General features: G+C 67.4%; 19 protein-coding genes. 5 read left to right on the forward strand and 14 right to left on the reverse strand.

The features are described 5' to 3' along the window. Positions 1 to 1,276 precede the first annotated feature (1,276 nt). A complete protein-coding gene (locus A9G05_RS28565) occupies positions 1,277 to 1,981 on the forward strand; it encodes a methyl-accepting chemotaxis protein (RefSeq protein WP_371850582.1) in 705 nt (234 codons plus the stop codon). A gap of 98 nt (positions 1,982 to 2,079) precedes the next feature. Here the strand turns inward: A9G05_RS28565 and A9G05_RS22480 are convergent, their stop codons facing one another. From A9G05_RS22480 to A9G05_RS27455, 9 genes are all read right to left on the reverse strand, one after another. Further along, positions 2,080 to 3,210, reverse strand: coding sequence for a TIGR03364 family FAD-dependent oxidoreductase (locus tag A9G05_RS22480; protein ID WP_069563057.1), 1,131 nt, complete (start codon positions 3,208 to 3,210; stop codon positions 2,080 to 2,082). Positions 3,211 to 3,314: 104 nt separating this feature from the next. Then, on the reverse strand, positions 3,315 to 3,770 hold the full coding sequence (locus A9G05_RS22485) for a lysozyme inhibitor LprI family protein (protein WP_069563058.1): 456 nt from the start codon (positions 3,768 to 3,770) through the stop codon (positions 3,315 to 3,317). 32 nt (positions 3,771 to 3,802) lie between these two features. After that, on the reverse strand, positions 3,803 to 4,822 hold the full coding sequence (locus A9G05_RS22490) for a putative 2-aminoethylphosphonate ABC transporter substrate-binding protein (RefSeq protein ID WP_069563059.1): 1,020 nt from the start codon (positions 4,820 to 4,822) through the stop codon (positions 3,803 to 3,805). Between the two features lie 49 nt (positions 4,823 to 4,871). Beyond that, complete coding sequence (phnX, locus tag A9G05_RS22495) at positions 4,872 to 5,699, reverse strand: phosphonoacetaldehyde hydrolase (protein WP_069563060.1); 828 nt, start codon at positions 5,697 to 5,699, stop codon at positions 4,872 to 4,874. 15 nt (positions 5,700 to 5,714) lie between these two features. Beyond that, entirely contained in the window at positions 5,715 to 7,427 is a 1,713-nt protein-coding gene (locus A9G05_RS22500) for a putative 2-aminoethylphosphonate ABC transporter permease subunit (RefSeq protein ID WP_069563061.1), read from the reverse strand. Beyond that, complete coding sequence (locus A9G05_RS22505) at positions 7,427 to 8,476, reverse strand: putative 2-aminoethylphosphonate ABC transporter ATP-binding protein (protein ID WP_069563062.1); 1,050 nt, start codon at positions 8,474 to 8,476, stop codon at positions 7,427 to 7,429. Before A9G05_RS22505 ends, A9G05_RS22500 begins: the two co-directional genes overlap by 1 nt. A 544-nt stretch (positions 8,477 to 9,020) precedes the next feature. Further along, complete coding sequence (locus tag A9G05_RS22510) at positions 9,021 to 10,868, reverse strand: zinc-dependent metalloprotease family protein (RefSeq protein ID WP_069563063.1); 1,848 nt, start codon at positions 10,866 to 10,868, stop codon at positions 9,021 to 9,023. Positions 10,869 to 10,888: 20 nt separating this feature from the next. Next, on the reverse strand, positions 10,889 to 11,578 hold the full coding sequence (locus A9G05_RS22515) for a hypothetical protein (RefSeq protein WP_139131226.1): 690 nt from the start codon (positions 11,576 to 11,578) through the stop codon (positions 10,889 to 10,891). 195 nt (positions 11,579 to 11,773) lie between these two features. Further along, a complete protein-coding gene (locus A9G05_RS27455) occupies positions 11,774 to 12,046 on the reverse strand; it encodes a hypothetical protein (protein ID WP_139131227.1) in 273 nt (90 codons plus the stop codon). A 333-nt stretch (positions 12,047 to 12,379) separates the two neighbouring features. Here A9G05_RS27455 and A9G05_RS22520 point away from each other — a divergent pair, with 333 nt between their 5' ends. Together A9G05_RS22520 and A9G05_RS22525 are read left to right on the forward strand one after the other, a co-directional pair. Further along, positions 12,380 to 13,051 (forward strand): hypothetical protein, encoded by a 672-nt coding sequence (locus tag A9G05_RS22520; protein ID WP_069563065.1) that lies wholly within the window; start codon positions 12,380 to 12,382, stop codon positions 13,049 to 13,051. A 21-nt stretch (positions 13,052 to 13,072) separates the two neighbouring features. Further along, the gene (locus tag A9G05_RS22525) at positions 13,073 to 14,908 is read left to right on the forward strand and encodes a zinc-dependent metalloprotease family protein (RefSeq protein WP_069563066.1); all 1,836 of its coding nucleotides are present in this window, start codon (positions 13,073 to 13,075) and stop codon (positions 14,906 to 14,908) included. A 44-nt stretch (positions 14,909 to 14,952) separates the two neighbouring features. Here the strand turns inward: A9G05_RS22525 and A9G05_RS22530 are convergent, their stop codons facing one another. After that, on the reverse strand, positions 14,953 to 15,822 hold the full coding sequence (locus A9G05_RS22530) for a LysR family transcriptional regulator (protein WP_069563067.1): 870 nt from the start codon (positions 15,820 to 15,822) through the stop codon (positions 14,953 to 14,955). Between the two features lie 645 nt (positions 15,823 to 16,467). Here A9G05_RS22530 and A9G05_RS22535 point away from each other — a divergent pair. Both A9G05_RS22535 and A9G05_RS22540 read left to right on the forward strand, forming a co-directional pair. Continuing rightward, positions 16,468 to 17,046: a GNAT family N-acetyltransferase gene (locus A9G05_RS22535; RefSeq protein WP_069563068.1), complete on the forward strand. Its 579-nt coding sequence runs from the start codon at positions 16,468 to 16,470 to the stop codon at positions 17,044 to 17,046. Between the two features lie 328 nt (positions 17,047 to 17,374). After that, positions 17,375 to 17,743, forward strand: coding sequence for a hypothetical protein (locus tag A9G05_RS22540; protein WP_069563069.1), 369 nt, complete (start codon positions 17,375 to 17,377; stop codon positions 17,741 to 17,743). 26 nt (positions 17,744 to 17,769) lie between these two features. Here A9G05_RS22540 and A9G05_RS22545 read toward each other — a convergent pair whose 3' ends face one another. From A9G05_RS22545 to A9G05_RS22560, 4 genes are read right to left on the reverse strand one after another with little or no spacing between them, the layout of a single operon-like run. Next, positions 17,770 to 18,897: an acyl-CoA dehydrogenase family protein gene (locus A9G05_RS22545; protein ID WP_069563070.1), complete on the reverse strand. Its 1,128-nt coding sequence runs from the start codon at positions 18,895 to 18,897 to the stop codon at positions 17,770 to 17,772. Between the two features lie 11 nt (positions 18,898 to 18,908). Then, on the reverse strand, positions 18,909 to 20,096 hold the full coding sequence (locus A9G05_RS22550) for an acetyl-CoA C-acyltransferase (protein WP_069563071.1): 1,188 nt from the start codon (positions 20,094 to 20,096) through the stop codon (positions 18,909 to 18,911). Positions 20,097 to 20,106: 10 nt separating this feature from the next. After that, positions 20,107 to 20,874, reverse strand: a complete 768-nt coding sequence (locus tag A9G05_RS22555; protein ID WP_069563072.1) for a 3-hydroxyacyl-CoA dehydrogenase — start codon at positions 20,872 to 20,874, stop codon at positions 20,107 to 20,109. 17 nt (positions 20,875 to 20,891) lie between these two features. Continuing rightward, positions 20,892 to 22,502, reverse strand: coding sequence for an acyl-CoA synthetase (locus A9G05_RS22560; protein WP_069563073.1), 1,611 nt, complete (start codon positions 22,500 to 22,502; stop codon positions 20,892 to 20,894). Between the last annotated feature and the right edge of the window lie 138 nt (positions 22,503 to 22,640).

The following is a 22,640-nucleotide window of genomic DNA, read 5'->3' on the forward strand; positions in this document are numbered from 1 at the left end:
CGGAACACCCGGGCAAGCCAGCCTGTGCAAGCTGATGGGCATTGAGGGTGTTCTCGACGCCACAACGACAACGGCAGCGTGCATCGGGAGCACCGGCGCACGCGCCCATCTGACGTCGACCGATGGTCGCTCCACCTCATGACGCTCACTCGGCAAAGCTCGCCACCTGCGGGAACTGGTCTAGCCTGGGGATTAGCGACTCACGCTTTACCCACGACAGGAAAGCATCATGTCTAGATCACGAAAGACAATCGACCTGTGGCTGAAGACCTTGATTGGGGTTATCGGAGTGAGCGCACTGCTACTGCTCTACTCCTACTACTCCATGACCCAAGCGATGAATGCCTTCATCTCTGTCGCGGAGAACCGCTACCAGTCCTACCTGCTGGCTGACGAGCTGCGCCAGAGCTCGGATGACCTGACACGACTGGCACGCACCTACGTTGTGACCGCTGACCCAGAGTACGAGCGCCAGTACATGCAGGTGCTGGACATCCGCAATGGCAAGGCCCCACGCCCGCGGAATTATGAGCGGATCTACTGGGACTTCGTTGCAGCTGGGGATACCAAGCCGCGAGAGGACACCTCAGCGGTTGCCCTCACCGACCTGATGAAAGCCGCGGGATTCACGCCCGAAGAGTTCGCCAAGTTGCAGGAAGCCCAAGCCAACTCGAATGACCTGGTGCAAACAGAGGTCAAGGCGATGAGTGCCGTGAAAGGCCTTTTTGCCGACAGCACCGGGAACTACGTCGTGAAAGGCGAGCCCGATCTTGCCCTGGCGCGGGATCTGCTGCACAGCAAGGACTATCACCGCTACAAGGCCAGGATCATGAAGCCGGTCGACGACTTCTTCGTACTCCTGAATGCCCGGACCGAGGCCGCCGTGAATGATTCGTTCCATGCCATGACGGCTGCCAAGCAACTCTTCATCGGAGTACTCGCAGGGCTGCTGGCGGCGATCGCCGCACTCATCTTCGTCAACAGCCTCCGGCTGAAAGCATTGCTGGGAGCCTCTCCAACCGAGCTGGATCAAGTGGTAACGGCGTTGAGTCAGGGCAATCTGGCCATCAGGTTTCCGGCCTACGGCTCAGGTAGCGTCATGGAAAACCTCCACACCATGAACACGACCCTCAAAGCCATGATCGAGAAATCCTTGAGAACCAGCAGATCCCTGCTTGGTTCGATCGAGCAGATTTCCAACTCGGTCTCCAGTGCGAGCCAGAGAAGTCGGCAGCAATCCGAGATGTCCGAAATGATGGCCACCGCTGTGCATGAAATGGCAGCGACGGTGCAAGAGATTGCCGGTAGCGCCAACCAGGCCGCGAAGGCCAGCCAGAGGGCCTTGACTGAGGTGCAGTCGGCGGGAAACGCCGTGAACGAATCCAGCCGGCGCATTGAAAGCATGGCGAGCGACATCAGCCATGCATCGGACGCGGTGGGCCAATTGGCCTCTCAGGTAGCGTCGATCGATCAGGTGCTCGCGGTGATTCGCAGCATTTCCGAACAAACCAACCTGCTTGCCCTCAACGCCGCAATCGAGGCTGCTCGGGCCGGCGAAATGGGACGTGGCTTCGCCGTGGTGGCCGACGAAGTGCGCACCCTCGCAGGCCGGACCCAAGGGTCCACCGACGAGATTCAGCAAATGATCGCTGGCCTCAAGAAGGGCGCAGAAGACGCTGTTGCGTCCATGCAGACCGGCCAGAGCGCCACGGACAACGGCGTTCAGGAAGCCTTGAAGACCCGTCAATCGCTCAAGGTTATCGCCGAGCAGATCGAGGCGATCAGTGACATGAATCGGCAGGCAGCCACCGCCACCGAGGAACAATCCATCACCACCGATGACATCAGCCACAACATCACCAACGTAGCTGACCTGGCAAAAGCGGCCCGCAGCGATCTCCAGAGCTGCGTCGAGAGCTGCCAGTCACTGCGGCAGCTCTCGGAGGAGCTGGCGCAGGAAATGTCTGCCTTCCGGCTGTAGGCCGCCACGCGGCGGCTCAAGACAACGCCGGCATCAACAACTCAAGCGCTGTTTGAACCTGCACCCAGGCCCCGGAGCCTGGGTGCAAACCTCTGGTTTCACGCCATCCATCTCGCGACGGTGCGTTCGCCCAGCGCAGGGCCGATGCTCATGCCCAGGCCGGTGTGCATCAGCACGGCGGTGATGCCCGGCTCGGGCTGGATGACGCTGAACGGCGCCGGGCCACGGGCGCCGTACACGCCCTGCCAGCGCTCCACCACCTGCAGCCGTTCACCGAGGGTGTGCTCGGCCAGGTCCAGCATGAGGCTGTCCACCGCTTCGGCATTGAACGGCGAGGCATCGCGGCCGTAGTCATGGGAGTCACCGACGATCAGGTCACCGTGGGGCGTGGGGCTCACCAGCAGGTGGATGCCGTGCTCGATCAGTTCCGGCCGGCGGGCCTGGATCTGCTCGCGCAGGGCAATGGCTTCGGGCAGGTCGGCGAAGGCGCCGTAGTGAGTGCAGCTCAGGCCGGTCAGCACGGCATGGTCGAGGCCGATGGCACGTGCGGGGCGCACCCGCAGCATCTGCAGGCGACACACCTGGGGCTGCAGGGCGGCCATCGGCTCGGCCAGCAGCGTCAGGTAGTCATGGCCGGAGCAGACGATGATCTGCTCGGCGCGGCAACTGCCGGCGCTGGTGTGCACACGCTGGGGTTCGACGTCGCGCACCAGGGTGGAGAAGTGGAAGGTCACGCCCATCTGCTCACGCAGGTAGGCCACCAGGGCCGGCAGCGCCTCGCGGGAGTAGAGCTGCTGGTCATCGGCACCGTGCAACGCGGCGCGGTGGTGGGCGAAGCGGCCGTCGTACAGCGCCGCCAGGCGTTCGCCACGCAGCAGTTCGACGGTGTAGCCGTGCTCCCGCGCGCGGCCGGCACAGAAGGCGTCGAGCACCTGCTCTTCGGCTTCGTCGCGGGCGAACAGCAGCGAGCCCTGACGGCGGATGTGGAAGCCGGCCGACTCGGCGAGGTGCGCCCAGATCGGTCGGGCCTCCCGGGCCAGGTCCAGCATCGGGCCCGGTGCCTGGCCGGTGATCAGCGCCTGGCCGAAGTTGCGCACCGAGGCGCCCAGGGGGTGCTCGCTGCGTTCGAAAACCGTCACCTGCAGGCCGCGCCGTGCAGCGGCATAGGCGTGGGAAAGGCCGAGGATACCGGCGCCGACGATGGCGATATCGGTGTCGTGGATGGGCATTGCGGGAATCCTATGGGTCAGGTGTGACCGTCACGTGCCTGCCCCGGGAACGGGACAGGCGCGTGACGACACGGGATCATCGAGTCCGCCCAGGAGCGTTCACGTCAGGAAGACAGCCTCGCCGGCAGTTCACGGGCCAGCGCTTCCAGTTGCTGCGCGCGCTGGTAGTTCAGCTCGGCGGTACAGGCCAGGCGCCGGGCCTCCAGCGCATGGCCGATGGCACCGCCACCGACCGACGCGGCCAGGGCGCATTGGCGCTCCCGGTACTCGATGAATGATTGGCGGGCAGCACGTGCGCGGCCTTGGCCGGTGCGGACCTGTTCAGCGTCCTCGTCCCACCGCTCGAACGCTGCGAACAGGGCCGACTCGGCTCGCTCGACGGCGTGCTGGCTGTCGCCCAGCTTCTCGTGCAGGCAGGCGTTCAGGGCCGCTTGCGAACCGCTCATGCTGCAGGCTTCACGCAACTGGCGCTGGCTGGGCACGAGGCCCTCGTCAGCCGCCCCGCAGGGCAGCGTCAGGACCAACAGTGAGGTGAAGCCGAACAGCATGACCGGGCGCATCGCAGGTGACTCCTTGCTGGGTGGACGAGCGTTTATTGCGGCAGCTTCTCCGACTTGCCGTCATACCGCTTGCGCCATTCGGCGAGGATGCTATCGCGGTTCTTCGAAGCCCAGGCGAAGTCGTTCTTGATCAGGCGCTGCTCGTAGTCGGCGGGCAGTTCGGTCTGCGGCTTGGCGATGCCGGGGGCTGCGAGGACGGCGAAGTTCTCCTTGTACAGGTCCATCGCGGCGGGGCTGGCGGAGAAGTCGGCGAGCTTCTTGGCGGCGTCGAGCTTGTCGGTGCCCTTGACGATGCCGGTGGCTTCGATCTCCCAGCCCAGGCCTTCCTTCGGCAGGACGATGTCCAGCGGCGCGCCCTGGCGCTTGAGCTGCACGGCCGGGTATTCGAAGGAGATGCCGATGGGGAACTCACCGGCGGCGGCCAGCTTGCACGGCTTGGAGCCGGAATGGACGTACTGGCCGATGTTCTGGTGCAGCGCATCCATGTAGGCCCAGCCCTGCTTCTCGCCGAAGGTCTGCAGCCAGGCGCTGACGTCGAGGAAACCGGTGCCGGAGGACGCCGGGTTGGGCATGACGATCTTGCCCTTGTACTCGGGCTTGGTCAGGTCTTCCCAGCTACCGGGCTTGGTCAGGCCCTGCTTCTCGGCTTCGACGGTGTTGAAGCAGATGGTGGCGGCCCACACGTCCATGCCGACCCAGGCCGGCGGATTGGCAGCGTCACGGTAGTTGGCGCCGATGCTGTCCAGGTGCTTGGGCGCGTAGTGCTCCAGCATGCCCTGAGTGTCGAGGATGGCCAGGCTGGAGGCGGCCAGGCCCCACACAGCGTCGGCCTGGGGGCGTTCCTTCTCGGCCAGCAGCTTGGCGGTGATGATGCCGGTGGAGTCACGCACCCACTTGATCTCGATGTCCGGGTTTTCCTTCTCGAAGGCCTTCTTGTAGGCCGCCAGCTGCTCGGCCTCCAGGGCGGTGTAGACGGTCAGCTCGGTGGCGGCCTGGGCCTGCAGGGCGAAGCCTGCGACAACGGCGGCAGCGAAGGCGAGACGCTTGAACATGTGAAGCTCCTTGGGTTGGTGTGCTGGGGTCGGGTTTGGCTTGCTGTGGTTAGGCGTTGGCAGGGGTTTCGCCTCGTGCCAGGCGGGCGTTGATCAGGTCGATCACCTCCGGCAGGTCGGCGATGGTGTCGATCAGGTAATGCGGGCGGCTCGGCGCGAACAGTGCGTCGATACGGGCACGCTCCTCGGCCAGGCGCGCGGCCGGCAGGGCCTGGTAGGTGGCGAAGTCCAGCCCGAGGAAGTTGCCGGAGAAGCGCAGCGCCACGGTCCACATGCCGGCGCTGCGGCCTTCGAGGATGCCGGGCTCGGTGTCGTCCACCTTCACGCAGGCGGCCACGTCGTCCAGCCCCAGGGCGATGACGTTGGCCAGGGCCTGGGCCGGGCTCGGGCGGCCCCTGGGCACCTCGTCGGTGGCGACCACGTGGTCCGGGCGGTAGCCGGCCTCGGCGGCCAGCTCCACCACCTTGTCCATCACCACCCTGGGGTAGCCGGAGCAGGTGCCGATCTTCAGCCCGCGCTGGCGCAGGGCGGCGATGGCGTCCAGGGCGCCGGGGATCAGCGCCGAGTGCTCGCCGACCTTGGCGATCTGCAGCGGCATGAAGCGCTCGTAGATCGCGGTCACGTCCGCGTCCGTGGGCAGCCGGCCGAAGCGGCGCTCGAAGCGCGCGGCGATGGCCGGCACGTCGCACAGGGTACGGATGTGGTCCCACTTGCCCATGCCCATGGGGCCGCGCGCTTCCTCCAGGCTGAGCTCGACGTCGAAGCTGGCGAAGGCCTCGACGAAGATCCGCGTGGGGGCGAAGGAGCCGAAGTCGACCACGGTGCCGGCCCAGTCGAGGATGGCGGCCTGCAGGTGCGTGGGGGTCTGGTAATGCATGGGGATCTCCGTGGATCAGTGGCCGGGCGCGGTCTGGCGCCAGGCCTGGGAGCGGCGCAGCAGGCCGCGCGAGGCCCCGGCCAGCAGCAGCGAGACGGCCGCCGAGGTGAGCAGGATGAGGGTGGACATGGCGGCCGCGCCGCCGACGTTGCCGGCGTCGTCCATGTTCAGCACGGCGACGGCGGCCAGCACGCTGCTCGGGCTGTAGAGGAAGATCGCGGCGGACACGGTGGTCATGGCCGAGACGAACAGGTAGCGGACGATGTCCAGCAGCGCCGGCAGGCAGATGGGCAGCGTCACCTTCAGGTAGTGGCGGTACAGCGGCATCTTCAGCGACAGCGCAGCGGCCTCGAACTCGCCGTCGAGCTGGCGCAGCGCGGTGCTGGCGGTCATCTGCGCGGTGGTGAGGAAGTGCGCGATGGAGCACACCACCAGCAGCGTCATGCTGCCGTAGAGGCCGTGCAGCGGGTTGGCCGGCAGGTTGAAGAAGAAGACGTAGCCCAGGCCCAGCACCAGGCCGGGCACCGCCATGGGCACGAAGCTGAGCAGGCGCAGCACCTGGTTCAGGGCGCGCTGGCCGTGGGTCTTCTCCATCAGCCAGGCGCCGGTGAAGATCAGCGCGCCGCCGAACAGCGCGGTGCAGGTCGCCAGGGTCAGGCTGTTGCGGTACGCCAGCCAGCCGCCGCCGGCGCCCTCCTCGAAGGCGTAGTGACGCAGGGACAGCGACAGGTTGTAGGGCCAGAACTTCACCAGCGAGGAGTACACCGCCATGCCCAGCACCCCCAGCAGCACGGCGCAGACCAGCAGCACCAGGGCGAGGAAGCCGGCATCGCGCAGGCGCGAGGGCTTGGGCTGGTGGACCTGGGCGCGACCGCTCATGGCATCGCCCTGGCGCCGGCGCAGCCAGGCATCGACACCGAAGCTGAGCAGGGCCGGCAGCAGCAGCACCATGCCGATCAGCGCGCCACGACCGAACTGCTGCTGCCCCACCACCGCCTTGTAGGCCTCCAGGGCCAGGACCTGGTAGTCGCCGCCCACCACCACCGGCACGCCGAAGTCGGTGATGGTCAGGGTGAACACCAGGCAGAAAGCGGCGAACACGGCCTGGCGCGTGGCCGGCCAGGTGATGCTGCGGAAGGCCTTCCAGGGCCCGGCGCCCATGCTGGAGGCGGCGTCGAACAGGCGGCCATCGGCCAGGGACAGCGCCGAGATGAGGATCATCAGCGCATGGGGGAAGGTGTAGATGGCCTCGCCCAGGACGATGCCCCAGAAGCCGTAGATGTTGTCCGGCAGCCAGCCGCGCAACAGGCCCTGGTTGCCGAACAGGTAGATCAGCGCGATCCCCGGCAGCATCGAGGGCGCCAGCAGCGGCAGCAGGGAAATGCCGCGCCACAGGCCCTTGGCCGGGATCAGCGTGCGGGTCAGGGCGTAGGCGAACAGGTAGGCCACCGGCACCACCAGGGCGGCGACGCTGAGGGAGACCTTGAGGCTGTTGCCCAGCAGCCAGTGGAAGTTGGCGCTGGCCAGCAGCTCACGGGCCGCCACCAGGCCACCGCCCTGCCCGGCTTCACCGCTGAAGCCACGCCAGAAGATGGCCGCCAGGGGCAGCACCACGGCGACAGCGAGGAAGGCCAGGAACAGGCACTTGCCGCCCTGGATGAACAGGCGGTCGCCCAGGTTGCCGGAGCGACGGCGGGCGCTCTGCGGCAGGGCCAGGGTGCGCTCCATCAAGCGAACACCTGCAGGCTGCGGGACGGCAGCGCCACCCAGATGTCCGGCCCGCCGAGGCGCGGCATCTGCGCCGGGTCCAGCTCGGCCAGCAGCGGGTGGCCGGGCAAGGCGTCCAGCTCGAAGCTCACCCGGCAGCGGTTGCCGAGGAAGGTGATCTCGCGCACCTGGGCGCGGAAGCGGTTGTCGTCGTCCTGGCCAGGCTCCACGGCGATGGCCTCGGGGCGGCAGAACAACTGGCCACTGGCACCCTCGCCCGCCTGCTCGGGCAGGCACAGGCGCAGGTCGCCGACCCGGGCATGGCACCCCTCGCGACCCTCGAAGGGCAGCCAGTTGCCCTGGCCGACGAAGCTGGCGACGAAAGGCGTGGCCGGGCGCCGGTAGATGGTCTCGGGGGTGTCGTACTGCTCGACCCGGCCGTGGTTCATCACCGCGATGCGGTCGGCCATGAGCATGGCCTCGTCCTGGTTGTGGGTGACCATCAGGGTGGTGATGCCCAGGCGCTTCTGCAGTTGGCGCAGCTCGGTGCACAGGTGCTCGCGCACGCGGGCGTCCAGCGCCGACATGGGCTCGTCCAGCAACAGCAGCGACGGCGACGGCGCCAGGGCGCGGGCCAGGGCCACGCGCTGCTGCTGGCCGCCGGAAAGCTGGCCGGGGTACTTCTTCTCGCTGCCGGTCAGGCCCACCAGTTCGAGCATCTGCGCCACGCGCTGGCGGGCCTCTTCACGGCTGGCGCCGGTGAGGCCGTAGGCGATGTTCTGCTCGACGCTGAGGTTGGGGAACAGCGCATAGGACTGGAACAGAATGCCGTAGTCACGGGCCTGGGGCGGCAGGTGGGAGATGTCCCGCCCGCCCATGTACAGAACGCCGCTGTCCTGGCGCTCCAGCCCGGCGATGCAGCGCAGCAGCGTGGTCTTGCCACAGCCGGAGGGGCCCAGCAGGCACACCAGCTCGCCTTCGGCGATGTCCAGGGACACCCCGTCCAGGGCGGTGAAGCTGCCGAAGCGCTTGCGCACTTCGCAAGCCTGCAGATAGGGGGTGGCGGACATGACAGGACCTCGCAGAACACTGGCGCACCGCAGGAAGCGCGGTACGGCTCGACGAGGCTGATGCTAGGGAGCAAATGCGAAATCCATGTGGCGATAACCCCAAGCCCACCGATAGTGGCATTGGCGGATTTGGTATAGGCCAGCGCTCGGGTCGTGTGCGCAGCGGCGTCGTGAAGGGCCTGAGGGCAATTCTTCTGCTCGAAAGCAGTCACCTATCCAAGAGGGTGAGGCAGCAGATAACGCCTCTTCGGAAGGCCGAGCGGGATCGTCGTGAAACGCAGCGCAGCCGAGTAACAGCCGAAGGCTGGCCCGAAGGGCGAGCGAAGCGAGTAACGACGATGAAGTGAGGGAACCCGACGCAGTCGGGCGGAGACGCCTAGTTCGGATGCAGGGGCAAGTTTTCTGGTTCCTTTTCACCGGGCTGGCGATCCAGCGATTGGAAAAGGGACTCGCCCGGGAGGGCCATCCGCAGTACTCAATAAACGTCTGGGCGTTGCTGCGCGCGTACAGCCCGGCCCCTGCAGCAGGGACCGGGCTTTAGCGCTTAAAGCCGGTTGAGGCTGACGTTGTCCAGGTACAGCGACTGGTCGGCACGGGTGCTGAGCACCAACAGCTCCATGCGCCGGTAGGTCCCGGCCGGCACCTGGAAGCTCTGCTGCAGCTTGCCCCAGGCGCCGCCCTTGGTATTGACCACACCCAGGGACAGCAGGCGCCCGCGGCCGGCGGTGTCTTCCAGGTAGAGGTAGGCATAAGCCAGCGCGGCGACGCTGGTGGTGCGGCTCACCATCACGTCGGCGGCGAAGCGGTAGGACAGCCCTGGCTGCACCTTGCCGGCCAGGAGCAGGCTGGCGCCGGTGCCGTCGGCCCGGCGGGCATAGACCTCCAGGGACTTGCCAGTGGTTGCCAGTGCGGTCAGCCGGGTGCTGCCGTAGAAGCCCCTCCACTCGCCGATGGCGCTGTTGAAGTTCCAGCCGAAAGCAGCCGGAGTCGTCGGGGCCACCGGCTTGGTGGGCGTCACCTCGCGGAGTTCGACTTCATCCAGCAGCACGGCCAGGCGATTGACGCTGACCAGGCCCAGGTAGGTGTTGCGGATGACGCTGGCCGGCGGCTGGTAGACGAAGGTGACGTCGATGGGGGTGAACTCACTGCTGGTCACCGACTTGATCACACCATTGGCGGTGCTGTAGCTGATGCCGGCGTTCTGCTCGTGAAGCATGCCCAGGTAGACGTTGCCGCGCACGTTGGTGCCCTTGAGCATCACCTTGGCCTTGAGTCGGTAGCTGGCACCGACCTTCAGTGCGCCCACGGAGGTGGCCAGCACGTCATCGCGGCCGGCCGGCAGCTCGAACTGCAGGGCGTCGTCACGGCAGGTCTTGCCGACGTTGAGCGTGCTGAGCTTGGCCAGGTTGAGCAGTGCCCTCCAGCCGTCCAGGGTGCGGAACTCACCGTTGGCCACCAGGCTGCTCAGCGCCGGCTTGCTGCACCAGGCCGGCGTCACTGGGGGTTTCGGCGTAACGGGTTTGGTCGGCGTGGCAGGTGTGGCCGGAGTCTTGGGCGTCGAGGTCGGGTTGACCGTCTCCGGCACCTTGGTCGGCCGCAAGGTGGCGATCTGCGCCGCCATGTCGTTCAGTGCCCGGGCCGCGTCGGCGAAGCCGGTTCGGCCGCAGGCCTGGTTGGCGCAGGTGCTGTCCACCACTGCCGGCGTGGAGAACAGCGGCGCCTGCGCGGTGGCGTTGAACACCTGGGGGTAGGCCATGATGGTGGAGTAACGCCCCTGCACGCCGTAGCCCCGGCCCCATTCGTAGGTGCCCTGGTGGATGCCCCGGGCCAGGTAGGCGTAATAGCCCTCGGTCTGGTCCTGCTCGTAGGAGTGGCGCAGGCCCAGGTTGTGGCCGATCTCGTGGGCCATGGTGCTCAGGCTGCAGTCCACCCCGGTGATGCCATAGGCACTGGCCCAGGAGCCGTTCTGGAAGGTGCCACTGTTCTTCGCACCGGAGAGCACGTAGCCGATGCCGCAAACGCCATAGCCCTGCCCCACCTGGGTGCGGCTGATGAGCTGCACCACGTCGGCGCCGTAGGTTTCACGCAGTTGCTGCACGCGCGGATCGGCGGCGAAGGCGGCCAGGTCCTTGGAGGAGATGGTCGGATAGCTGGCCCAGGTGAGCGGCTGGCTGTTGACCAGGCGCAGGCGCAAATTGACGTTGCTCTTCTTGAAGGCGTTGTTGGCGTACTCGATGTAGCTGGCGATGCGAGCGTTCATGTCGCGGCCGTTGGGCAGGGCCTGGGCGTCCTTGGTGTAGAGCACCAACAGGTCGACGGTGCGTGGTTCGGTGGCGGCCTGGGCAAACGGGGCCAGCAGGATCACGGCCAGGCAGGCGAGCAGTTTCTTCATGGTCTTCGTTCCTGTAACGCTCAGCCGCGGGCCGGCGGCGGGAGGGGCTGCAGCGGCGTGGAGTCGGGGGTGATGATCACGTCCGGGGTGGCACGCATCAGCAACTGGTTCTGGTCGGTTACCAGGGTGGCGCCGGTGGCGTTGTCCACCACCATGGAGAGGGTCTGCTCGCGGGTGGCGAGGGTGATGTGGGTCTCCAACTGGCCTTGCACCACGGTGAGGGTGTCTTCCGGCTGGCCACCTTCCACCGGGCCGCTCCAGACGGCAGCACCGCCGGTGTTGTGGGTCTCGTCCAGCGTGGCGCGCAGCGGTGCCTGGCGGCCGGGCACGCCCAGCTGCAGGGTCTTGCCGACGGCCAGCTCACCCAGGGAGGTGATCGCCACCTCGGTGCGGTAGAGGGTCATCTCCTGCTGCTGCTCGGGCACCAGCGAATGGCTGTCCCAAAGCTCGACCACGGTATCGGCCGAGGTGCTCGCCAGTGACTGTGTGACAACCTGGGGTGGCGCAACCACGTTCACGGCAACCGGCACGGAGCTCAGGGCCTGGGGCGCGGCGGCCATGACCGGAACAGCAAGCTGTGCAGCCGGCTCTGTTGGCAACGGGGTGTGCTGAGTAACGGCCGGAGCCGATGGGGCATCGCGCAGAAGAACGGCGAGGGTGACACCTGATGTGGCCAGGGCAACCGCCAGGTAGAGGAGCGTTCGGGGCATGACCACCTTCCCATGTTTCACCCGAATGAACGGGTGGCAGCGAAACCACGGAAGAGCATCCCTGACGACCCGTGGAACAGGTTCGACCGTCGCGGGGCATGACGGCCAGTCGTTCGATTTTTTGACGCCGGAAAATTGATATCACGGTGCCTGCATGCGGCATAAATACGCTTTCGCTATTAGCAAAGCGCTGGATCACACCATTGCGCTACTGCCCCGTCCGCTGCCGCCCCCTGGCTTACCGAAGCAAGTTGTGTGGCGCCAGGAAAGTTGAACACGTTCAACTTCCACCAGTGAACCACCCACCACCTTAAACAGTTCTTCAATGGCCATCGGGATAATTGGGATTTCTCGCACATTGCTGGTTTGACAGCCCAGGCGCCAATCATGGGTAATTGCCAAGTCCGGCGACTTCTGGTCGCAAACAGCTGATAACACGTCGCCATCATCAACCGAATTGTTCGACAAAACCCTTTGGTTACAAGAGCTTGTGAAGCAGCTCAAATCACTTGCAACTTCACTTTTTCATAATTCATTAGTTCAACTTCCACACCTTCGGACACGGGCAAACTGATGGCTGAACCGAACGTTCAATTTCAAACAAATACCTCGCTTCTGAATAAGTAATACGCACCTGATTCCGGCGCTACTTCACCTGTTCAACCGAACTTCCCTTGCGTCGTCATTGAATTCAATGGCCGGCCTCTGCCTGCCCGTTGATTGACCCCGCCTGTGCATCACGGACGTGCCCCGGCGGATCACGAGATACCCGGCCCAGACCGGGTGAAGAAGGAGAACCCCATGCGGAAAACCTGGCTCTACTCGGCCGTCGCCCTGGTGACGGCCGGCACGACCCTTGCCGTCCTGCTCAAGGACACACCGGCACAAAGCGATCAGGCGCCGGTGGCCTCGGCACCGTCCGACACCCGCCCTGCCCCGTCGTCGCTCTCGGCGGACGCCGGCAGCCTGCCGCTGGCCGGTGCTCCGGCCGCGGCCAAGGTCTCGACAGCCGCCCCGCAGGACGCCCACCACGCCGCCACCCTGGCCCTATGGGCGCCTGAGACCCTGCAAGCCAACGACCAGGACGGCATGACCGTCTACCACACCCAGACCTCCCCCGACCTGCTGGGGGCGCTGGCCGTGGGCCGCACCTTGCAACTGGGCGTACCGGGTCGCCAGGAACCGCTGCGCGCCACACTGGACGAGACCCACAACACCGGCAGCACCGCCGTGTGGAGTGGCCCGGTGGAAGGCGGCAACGATGCCGACACCCTGACCGTGGTCAAGGGTCAGTTGGAAACCCACATCACCCTCGCCACCACCGAACAGACCCTGTCCTTCGTGGTGGACAACGCCACCGGCGCCACCCAGGTGACCGACCAGAACGAGCTGCTGATGCGCGCCACGCCGGACCCGATCGTCACCCCCGACGCCAAGCAACTGCCTCCCCTGCCGCCGCCCGCCCAAGGCTGATCCCACAAGGAACGTCCCACCATGAAAAGACTCTTCATCGGCACCCTGCTGGCCGTCGCCGTACAGGCCGCCCACGCCGCCGAACCCCGTACCGTCGACCTGCTGGTGCTCTACACCCGAGATGCCCAGGCACTGCCCAACGGCCGTGACATGGATGCACGCATCGCCAGTTACATCGAGTACGCCAACAACGCCTTCAAGAAAAGCAACGTCGACCTGCGCCTGCGCCTGGTGCATCGCCAGCTGCTGGACTGGGCCAGCTACCCCACCGTTTCCAGCAAGGACCTTGCCGCCTTCGCCGCCGACAGTCGTGTGCAGCAGTTGCGCGAAACCTACGGCGCCGACATGGTCCACCTGATCGGCCGCACCCAGGAAGGCCAGGGCTACGGCGTGTGCGGCATCGGCTACGTGCTCTCCGGGCCGAAGAACAGCGGAACCTTCAACTACGGTTCCGCCAACAGCGCCTACGCCATCACAGGCGTCGACTGCAGCCTGAGCACCATGGCCCACGAGATCGGCCACAACATGGGCCTGCGCCACTCCTACGAGCAGGACCAGACCGGGGGCTACTACCAGTCCGACTGGCACCAGGGCACCTTCGAGTGGAGCCGTGGCTACGGCGTGCAGGGCCAGTTCTCCACCATCATGGGCTACCCCCATGTGTTCAACGCCCGCGTCCAGGCGCCGCTGTTCTCCTCGCCGCGCGTGGTCGACCGCACCTGCGCCAACCAGGCCTGTGGCCAGGCAGAACACGCCGACGCCGCGCGTGCGCTGAACGCCATGGCGGCACAGATCGCCTCCCTGCGCACCACCAAGGTGCCGGAGACCCAGAACCCCACCAACCCGGGCACCCCCACCACCCCGCCGACCACGCCACCCACCACCCCCACGCCGACCCCGGCCTGGTGCAACAAGCCGGCGCTCAAGGGGCTGGTGGCCAATGGCGAGTTCCGCACCGAGGACGGCTGGCAGGCCCTGCTGGGCAACGCCACGACGAGCCTGGTGAACGTCGGCAAGACCTGCCGCGACAACGCCCTGCTGCTCGACCTGGCCAACGGCGGCAGCGACATCCTCGCCACCCCGGTCACCGCGCTGCGCGAAGGCACGCGCTACCGCCTGCGCGCCAAGGTCATGCTCAAGGGCGCCAATGCCCGCGGCAACCTCTACCTGGGCATCCTCCACGAAGCCAATGACCGCATCAGCTACGGCAGCGCCTCGGGCGTGACCCAGTCGGTGACCAGCAGCGAATTCACCACCCTGGAGCGCACCTTCACCTACACCCGCGCCCAGACCCCGCCGCGCACCACCTACGTCGGCCTGATCAGCCGCGACGGTCTGAGCGTGCTGGTGGATGAAGTGGAACTGACCGAAGTGAGCGAGCCGAAGCCCACCACCCCGACCACCCCCACCGTCCCCTCGACGCTGGCGTGGAACTTCGAGAACGGCGTGGCTGGCTGGGCCGGCTTCCACGGTCGCACCCGCCTCGTCAGCCTGGGCGGCAACACCGGTACTTCGCTGGAAAGCTACGCACGCCTGTATGAAGGCAGCGGCGCCAGCATCCCGCTGCAGGGCAAGGTGCAGGGCGGCTTCGGCTATCGCCTGGCAGCCAACGTGATGATCGGCCGCAACGCCGCCATCAAGGGCCTCACCTACGGCTACCTGTACCTGGAGGACACCAGCGGCCAGGGTCGCTACCTGCCCCTGGGCATGAGCGGCACCGTGGGCGGCACCTGGAGCCGCCTGCAGCAGGACGTGCAGATACCCGCCGGCACCTACCGCCGCGTGGAACTGCTGATACTGGGCACCCGCAAGGACCAGTCCCTGTACCTGGACAACGTCAGCTTCAACCGGCTCTGAGCCACCGCCCCCGGCACTGCCGGGGGCATCCCTCCTGGGGCCCGTCAGCGGCCCTCTTCGCAGGCCTCACGCGCCAGGGCCATGAACGCGGCCGGCAGACGCGCCTGGCGGCGGTCCTTGAGGCAATAGAGGTATTCGTCGATCACCGGCGCGCCTTCCAGCTCCACCACCCGCAGCTCCGGGTTATCCGGCACTTCGTGCCGCGCAATGATGCTGATGCCGATGTTGCGGATCACCGCCTCGCGGATGGACTCGCGGCTGCCGATCTCCAGCAGCGGCCCCGCGTCGACGCCCGCCTCCGCCAGCAGGCGCTCGGTGATCTGCCGGGTGATGGAACCGCGCTCACGCATCAGCAGGTCATGACCCCGCAGCGCCGCCACCTGCACATGACCTGCACCGGCCAGGGGATGGCTGCGGTGCACCGCCAGCACCAGCGGATCACGGCCGAGCAGCAGGCGCGTGAGGCGCGCGTCTTCTACCGGCTGCGATGAGGCCGCCAGGTCCACCCGGTACTCGTCCAGTGCCTCCAGCACCTGCTGGGAATTGCCGATCTCCACCGATACCTCGATCTGCGGGAAACGCTCGCGGAAGCGACGCACCAACCCCAGCACGTAGTAAGGCGAGGTGGCGCCGATGCGCAGGGTGCCCTGCATCTGCCCGCTGTTGCGCAGGAAGAACTCGATGTCCGCTTCCTGTTGCAGCAGCTCGCGCACCATCGGCAGCAGCCGCACGCCCTCCTCGCTCAGGGTCAACCGCCGGCCACCGCGATGGAACAGTTCCACGGCGTAGCGGCTCTCCAGGTTGCGGATCTGGGTGGTGACGGTGGGCTGGCTCAGCCCAAGCTTCTTGGCAGCCTGGGTGATGCTGCCCAGGCGGGCAACCATGTGGAAGGCCTTGAGCTCGGCACAGAGCATGGGGAAGGTTCCGGACTGCGGGAAGGCGCCGATTATAGGCACGAAGAACGCGGGATTCACCGCCGTTCGAGCGCAGCAGGTACAGGTTGTTCCCGGAGGAACGTGCAGGGACGCACCGGGAATGCCAACCCGGCCACCGCGGCTAGCACGCCCGCGCAGACTTTCCGGCCACGGCGTCCAGGCCCGCCCCGGTCCTTCGTCAGTGACGCTTGCTCAGCCCGGCCCGCGAGGCCAGCAACCCGGGGCGATGCCCCGGCATCGGAGCGTCACCGGACACACCAAGCACACCCCCGGCCAACGGCCGGCGAACCGACGGACTGGAATGGACGCTATTGGATTCCGGCAGTTCGGGCCCGTCGCAGCCCAGCAGAAGGAGGTCCAGCAGGGCCAGTGCGGAAGAGCAGTCACGAGGCGTAGCCATGGTCGTTCTCCAGGAGTCATTCAATCCGATGGAGCCATGCTGAACCTCCCATCGCGCCTTCCCTTGATCTGGATCATTTCCGCCGTCGCCGCGCCTGCGACAACCCGGCGCAGCGCGCTTCCTGCCGGGATTGATCCTGGTCAAGCACGGGCGCTGCCAGGGGCGTAAACAGGAGCCATTCGCCGCGCCCGACGCGCGCACCGTTTTCGAACCTGCAGGGAGACATGCCCATGTCCGCGCTCAATACCGCCATCGCCCAGCCCCACCCCGAGCTGCCGCTCCACGCCACACCCCGTGGCGAGTACTGGATCGAGCCCCTGGAAGACGGCACTCACGTCCTGGTCCGCCCGCTGCGCGAGGATGACCGCGAGCGCGAGCGTACCTTCATCAACCGCCTGTCGCCGGAGGCTCGCCACAACCGCTTTCTCGGCGAATTCCGCGAGGTGGCCCCCGCCCTGCTGGAACAGTTGATGGACGTGGACGACCACGACCGCGTGGCCCTGGTGGCCCTGGCCCATGTGGACGGCGAGTTGCTGGAAGTCGGCATCAGCCGGTATGCACGGGTCGGCGATGAGAAGGGCGAGTTCGCTGTCACCGTGGCGGATGAATGGCTGCGCCGTGGACTGGGCAGCGTGCTGCTGCGCCACCTGGTCGAAGCCGCCAAGCGCAACGGCATTCGCAGCCTCTATTCCATCGACTCGGCCAGCAATGCCGGCATGCGCGGGCTGGCCCGCCGCTTCGGCATGCAGCGCCGCCGTGACGAGGACGACCCCACCCAGGTGGTGCATACGCTCGCGCTCTGATTACAGCCACAGAAGCCCCGGCACCTGCCGGGGCTTTTCATTGCAGAACGCGGCCCTCGGCGCCCTATCGATCAGATAAATCTGAAAACGCCCTGCCCTTCTTGAGCGTCCGCCTGGGCCCTCGCTAGAGTCGCTCGCCCTGTGGTCATTCGTGATCGGGTTCGCATTTTTGCGCCCCCCACCTTCACCGAGCGACCACCGCCCCTGACCGTCTGTCAACGCCCACAAACCCCAGAGGCCCACCCAAGGGCCCGGACAGGACACCCTGCCATGCGTACCCACTGGATCCTTTCAGCCACAGCGGCTGACCGCTTGCCGGAGCCCGCTCATGCCTGACACTGCGTCACGGGCCCCTGGCCTGGCCCTGCTGCCGGGTGGCCTGCGCCCCTCCGCACACCCCGCACTCGACGGTGCGCCGGTCAACGACAGCATCCGCTTCCCCAGCCTGGAGGACTTCCCCGACGAGGTGCTGGACGTACACCGGGGCTCTCCGCCGGAAGCCTGCCGAGACCTCGGCAACTACCGCCTGGTACAGGCCACTCACCTGGTGCAACGCATCCGCGATGAGTTCGAAGCGGCCGGCGAACCGCACGCCGAGCGCCTACTCTCAGGGCTGGAGGCCCTGCTGGTAGACGCCTACCTGATGTTCGCCCGCAGCCAGATCGACAGAGGCTCAGCGGAAGAACCCACCGTCTGAGCCCCGCGCGGAGCCTGAGGAGCCCGTTACAGGCTCCGCGCTATCACCATCCGCTGCACATCCGACGTCCCCTCGTAGATCTGGCACACCCGCACGTCGCGGTAGATGCGCTCCACCGGGAAGTCCTTCAGGTAGCCGTAGCCCCCCAGGGTCTGGATGGCCGCCGAGCACACTTCTTCCGCCATTTCCGAAGCGAACAGCTTGGCCATGGAGGCTTCCGTCAAGCAGGGCATACCCGCTTCCCGAAGGCTGGCGGCGTGATGGACCATCTGCCGCGCCACGGCAATCCTCGTGGCCATGTCCGCCAGGCGGAAGGCCACTGCCTGGTGCTCGATGATCGGCTTGCCGAAGGTCTTGCGCTCGTGGGCATAGTCCCGCGCCGCCTCGAAGGCTGCCCGCGCCATGCCCACCGCCTGCGCGGCAATGCCGATGCGCCCGCCTTCCAGGTTCGACAGCGCGATGCGGTAGCCCTCGCCCTCCTCGCCCAGGCGCAGGTCGGCGGGGATGCGCACGTCATCCAGTTGGATCTGGCAGGTGTCCGAAGCGTGCTGGCCGAGCTTCTCCTCCACCCGCACCACCTGGTAGCCGGGGGTGTCGGTAGGGACGATGAAGGCACTGATGCCCTTCTTGCCGGCCTGCGGGTCGGTCACGGCAAAGACGATCACCACCCCGGCCTGGCTGCCGGAGGTGATGAACTGCTTGGCGCCGTTCAGCACGTAGTGGTCACCATCGCGCCGGGCGCGGGTGCGCAGGTCACTGGCGTCGGAGCCGGCCTGGGGCTCGGTGAGGGCGAAGGCGCCGATCATCCGCCCCTCCGCCAGTGGCCGCAGGAAGCGGGCCTTCTGCGCCTCGCTGCCGAACTTGAGGATGGGCATGCAGCCCACCGAGTTGTGCACGCTCATGATGGTGGAGCAGGCGCCGTCACCGGCGGCGATCTCCTCCAGGGCCATGGCGTAGGCCAGGTGGCCGGTAGCCGCCCCGCCCCATTCGTCCGGCACCAGCATGCCGAGGAAGCCCAGCTCGGCCATCTCGCGGATGGCCTCGGCGGGGAAGCGGTGCTCGCGGTCCCAGTCGGCCGCGAAGGGCTTCAGCCGCTCCTGGGCGAACTGGCGGGCCACGTCGCGGATCTGGATGTCGTCTTCGGAGGGAATCATGACGGGCTCCTTCAGCCGATGAGTTCGAGGGCCACGGCGGTGGCTTCACCGCCGCCGATGCACACCGAGGCCACGCCGCGCTTCAGGCCGTACTGGCCCAGCGCATTGAGCAGGGTCACCAGCACCCGCGCGCCGGACGCCCCGATGGGGTGCCCCAGGGCGCAGGCGCCGCCGTGGACGTTGATGCGCTCGTGGGCGATGTCCAGATCACGCATGGCCACCATGGGCACCACGGCGAAGGCTTCGTTGACCTCGAACAGGTCGACATCCGCCAGGCTCCAGCCGGTGCGCGTCAGCAGCCGCTGGATGGCGCCCACCGGCGCGGTGGTGAACAGGTTGGGCGCATGGGCGAAGGACGCATGGCCGGCAACCCGGGCCAGGGGCCTGAGGCCGCGTTTCTCCGCTTCGGACTGGCGCATCAGCAGCAGCGCGGCGGCGCCGTCGGAGATGGAGCTGGCATTGGCCGCCGTCACCGTGCCGCCGTCGCGGAAGGCCGGCTTCAGGGTCGGGATCTTCTCCAGGCGCGCCTTGGGCGGCTGCTCGTCCTGATCGACGGTACGGGTCTCGCGGCCGGCCTTGGCCTCCACGGCGACGATCTCGGCGGCGAAGCGCCCCTCGCTCATGGCCTTCTGCGCACGGGTCAGGGAGGCGATGGCGAAGGCGTCCTGCTGCTCGCGGGTGAAACCGTAGGCCTGGGCGCAGTCCTCGGCGAAGGTGCCCATCAGGCGGCCCTTGTCGTAGGCGTCCTCCAGGCCGTCGAGGAACATGTGGTCGAGCACCTTGCCGTGGCCCATGCGGTAGCCGGAACGGGCGCGCTCCAGCAGGTACGGCGCGTTGGACATGCTCTCCATGCCGCCGGCCAGCACCACCTCGGCGCTGCCGGCGGCCAGCAGGTCGTGGCCGAGCATCACCGCCTTCATGCCCGAGCCGCACATCTTGTTGACCGTGGAGCAGACCACGCCAGCCGGCAGCCCGGCACCGAGCGCGGCCTGGCGGGCCGGTGCCTGGCCCTGGCCGGCCTGCAGCACGCAACCGGTGATGACTTCGTCCACCGCGTCGGCAGCCAGCCCGGCACGCTCCAGAGCGGCGCGGTTGGCTGCGGCGCCGAGCTGGGCGGCGGTCATGTCCTTGAAGTCACCGAGGAAGCCGCCCATGGGGGTGCGGGCGGCGCTGACGATCACGATGGGGTCATGGTTCATGGGGTTCTCCTTACTTGGCTGCCATGCGGATGGCACCGTCGAGGCGGATCACCTCGCCGTTGAGCATCACGTTCTCGATGATGTGGCGCACCAGCGCCGCGTACTCCGCCGGGCGCCCCAGGCGCGGCGGGAACGGCACAGAAGCGCCCAGGGAATCGCGCACCTCCTGGGGCATGGCGGCCATCATCGGCGTCTCGAAGATGCCGGGGGCAATGCACATCACACGGATGCCCGAGCGCGCCAGGTCACGGGCGATGGGCAGGGTCATGGCGGCCACACCGCCCTTGGAGGCGGAATAGGCCGCCTGGCCCATCTGCCCGTCGAAGGCCGCCACCGAGGCGGTGTTGATGATCACCCCGCGCTCGCCCTCGGCATTGGGTTCGGCAGCCGCCATGGCCTCGGCCACCAGGCGCAGCATGTTGAAGCTGCCGATCAGGTTTACCTCGATCACCCGGCGGAAGCTCTCCAGGCCGTGGGCGCCGTTGCGGCCCACCACCTTCTCCGCCGGGGCGATGCCGGCGCAGTTGATCAGCCCGTGCAGGCCGCCGAACGCCTCCTTGGCGCTGGCAACGGCCTGGCGGGCGTCGTCCTCGCGGGTGATGTCGGCACGCACGAAGCGCGCGCTCGCCCCCAGTGCCTCGGCGGCCGCTGCACCGGCATCGGCATTGATGTCCACCAGCACCACGCGGCCGCCCTGCCCCACCAGCTCACGGGCGGTGGCCAGGCCGAGGCCGGAGCTGCCACCGGTCACCAGGAATACGGATTGTTCGATACGCACGTTGTGTTCTCCTCGAATCAGTGGGCGGCGGCCTGGGCCTTGGCGATCTCCTGGTTGCGCAGAAGGAAGCGCTGGATCTTGCCGCTCGGGGTCTTGGGCAGTTCCGCGACGAATTCGATCTCGCGGGGGTAGGCATGGGCCGAGAGGCGCTTGCGCACGTACTGCTGCAGCGCCTCGGCCAGAGGTTGGTCCGGCGCGTGGCCGGCGTGCAGCACCACGAAGGCCTTCACCACCTCCGTGCGTTCCGGGTCGGGCTTGCCGATCACCGCCGCCTCGATCACCGCCGGGTGCTCGATCAGCGCGCTCTCCACATCGAAGGGGCCGACCCGGTAGCCGGAAGTGGTGATCACATCATCGGCACGGCCGACGAAACTGATGCTGCCGTCCTCGTTCAGCTCCACCGTATCGCCGCTCAGGTAGTAGTCGCCAACGAAGGCGCGGGTCTGCATGGCGCGGTAGCCGGGGAACCAGAACAGCGGCGAGCGCGCCCGGTCCAACGCGAGGATGCCCGGCTGGCCGGCCGGCAGCTCGCGGTGCTGCTCGTCCAGCACCACCACGCGGTGGCCGGGCATGGCGAAGCCGGCGGCCCCCAGGCGCACCGGGTGCTCCAGGGCGTGGTGGTTGCACAGCACCATGCCCAGCTCGGTCTGCCCGTAGTGGTCATGGATGGTGCAACCCAGGCCCTCGGCGAACCAGCGGATCACCTCCGGCGTCAGCGGCTCGCCGGCGCTGCTCACCGCCCGCAGGCGTCCCTTCAGGGCGGCTTCCACTTCGTTACGGGCGGCCAGCAGCAGGCGGAAGGCGGTGGGCGAGCCCGCCAGGTTGGTGATGCCGTACTCGCGGATCACCCGGCAGGTGCTCTCCACCGTGAAACCGCCCTCGAAGAAGGTCGTGGCCTGTCCCATGGCCAACGGACCGGTCACGGCGTAATACAGGCCGTAAGCCCAACCGGGGTCGGCGAGGTTCCAGAAGCGGTCCTCGGCGCGCAGGTCCACCGCGTCACGCATGTAGCTGACGAAGGCGGGAATCGCCTTCAGCGGCACCTCCAGCGGTTTGGCCAGGCCGGTGGTGCCGGAAGTGAACATCAGCAGAAAGGGGTCCTCGGCCCGGCGCAGCACCGGCTCGAAGGCAGTCGCCTGGCGTTCCAGCTCCGGCCAGAAGTCATCGCCCACGGTCAGCACCGGCGGCGCGTTCTCCACCTCATCCAACTTGCTGCGGTTGCCCAGGTCGGTAACCACCAGCTTCGACCCGGCGCTGTGCACCCGGTGCTCGATGGCCTTGGGCCCGAAGGCGGTGAACAGCGGCTGATAGACGGCCCCCGCGCGCCAGGTGCCGAGGACGGTGATGAGCAGCTCCGGCGTGCGCGGCAGCATGCCCGACACACAGTCACCCGCGCCGATGCCCCGGCTGGCCAGCAGGTTGGCGAAACGGGCGGAGGCCGCGCGCAGCTCGCCGAAGGTCCAGCGCGCCCGCTGTCCATCACGGCCCTCCCACACCAGCGCCAGGGCCTCCGGCGGGTGGCGGTCGCAGCATTCGATGCAGGCGTTGAGCGCCGCCGGATCACCGGCCAGACCGGCCCAGGCGGCGTCGAGGTCGAAGGAACAGGCAGCCGAGAAATAGTCGCGCATGGGTAACTCCGTCTTGTTCTTGTGGGGGAGCGTGGGCGGATGATCCGGCGCACCCGCAGCACGGGCAATGTCGAAAGCCACCGATCAGGGCGAGCGTTTTTGACAGCCCGCACTGCAGGAATCCCCTACAGCGCTACC

It is taken from the genome of Pseudomonas sp. ENNP23 (assembly GCF_001728945.1).
Lineage (GTDB): Bacteria > Pseudomonadota > Gammaproteobacteria > Pseudomonadales > Pseudomonadaceae > Metapseudomonas > Metapseudomonas otitidis.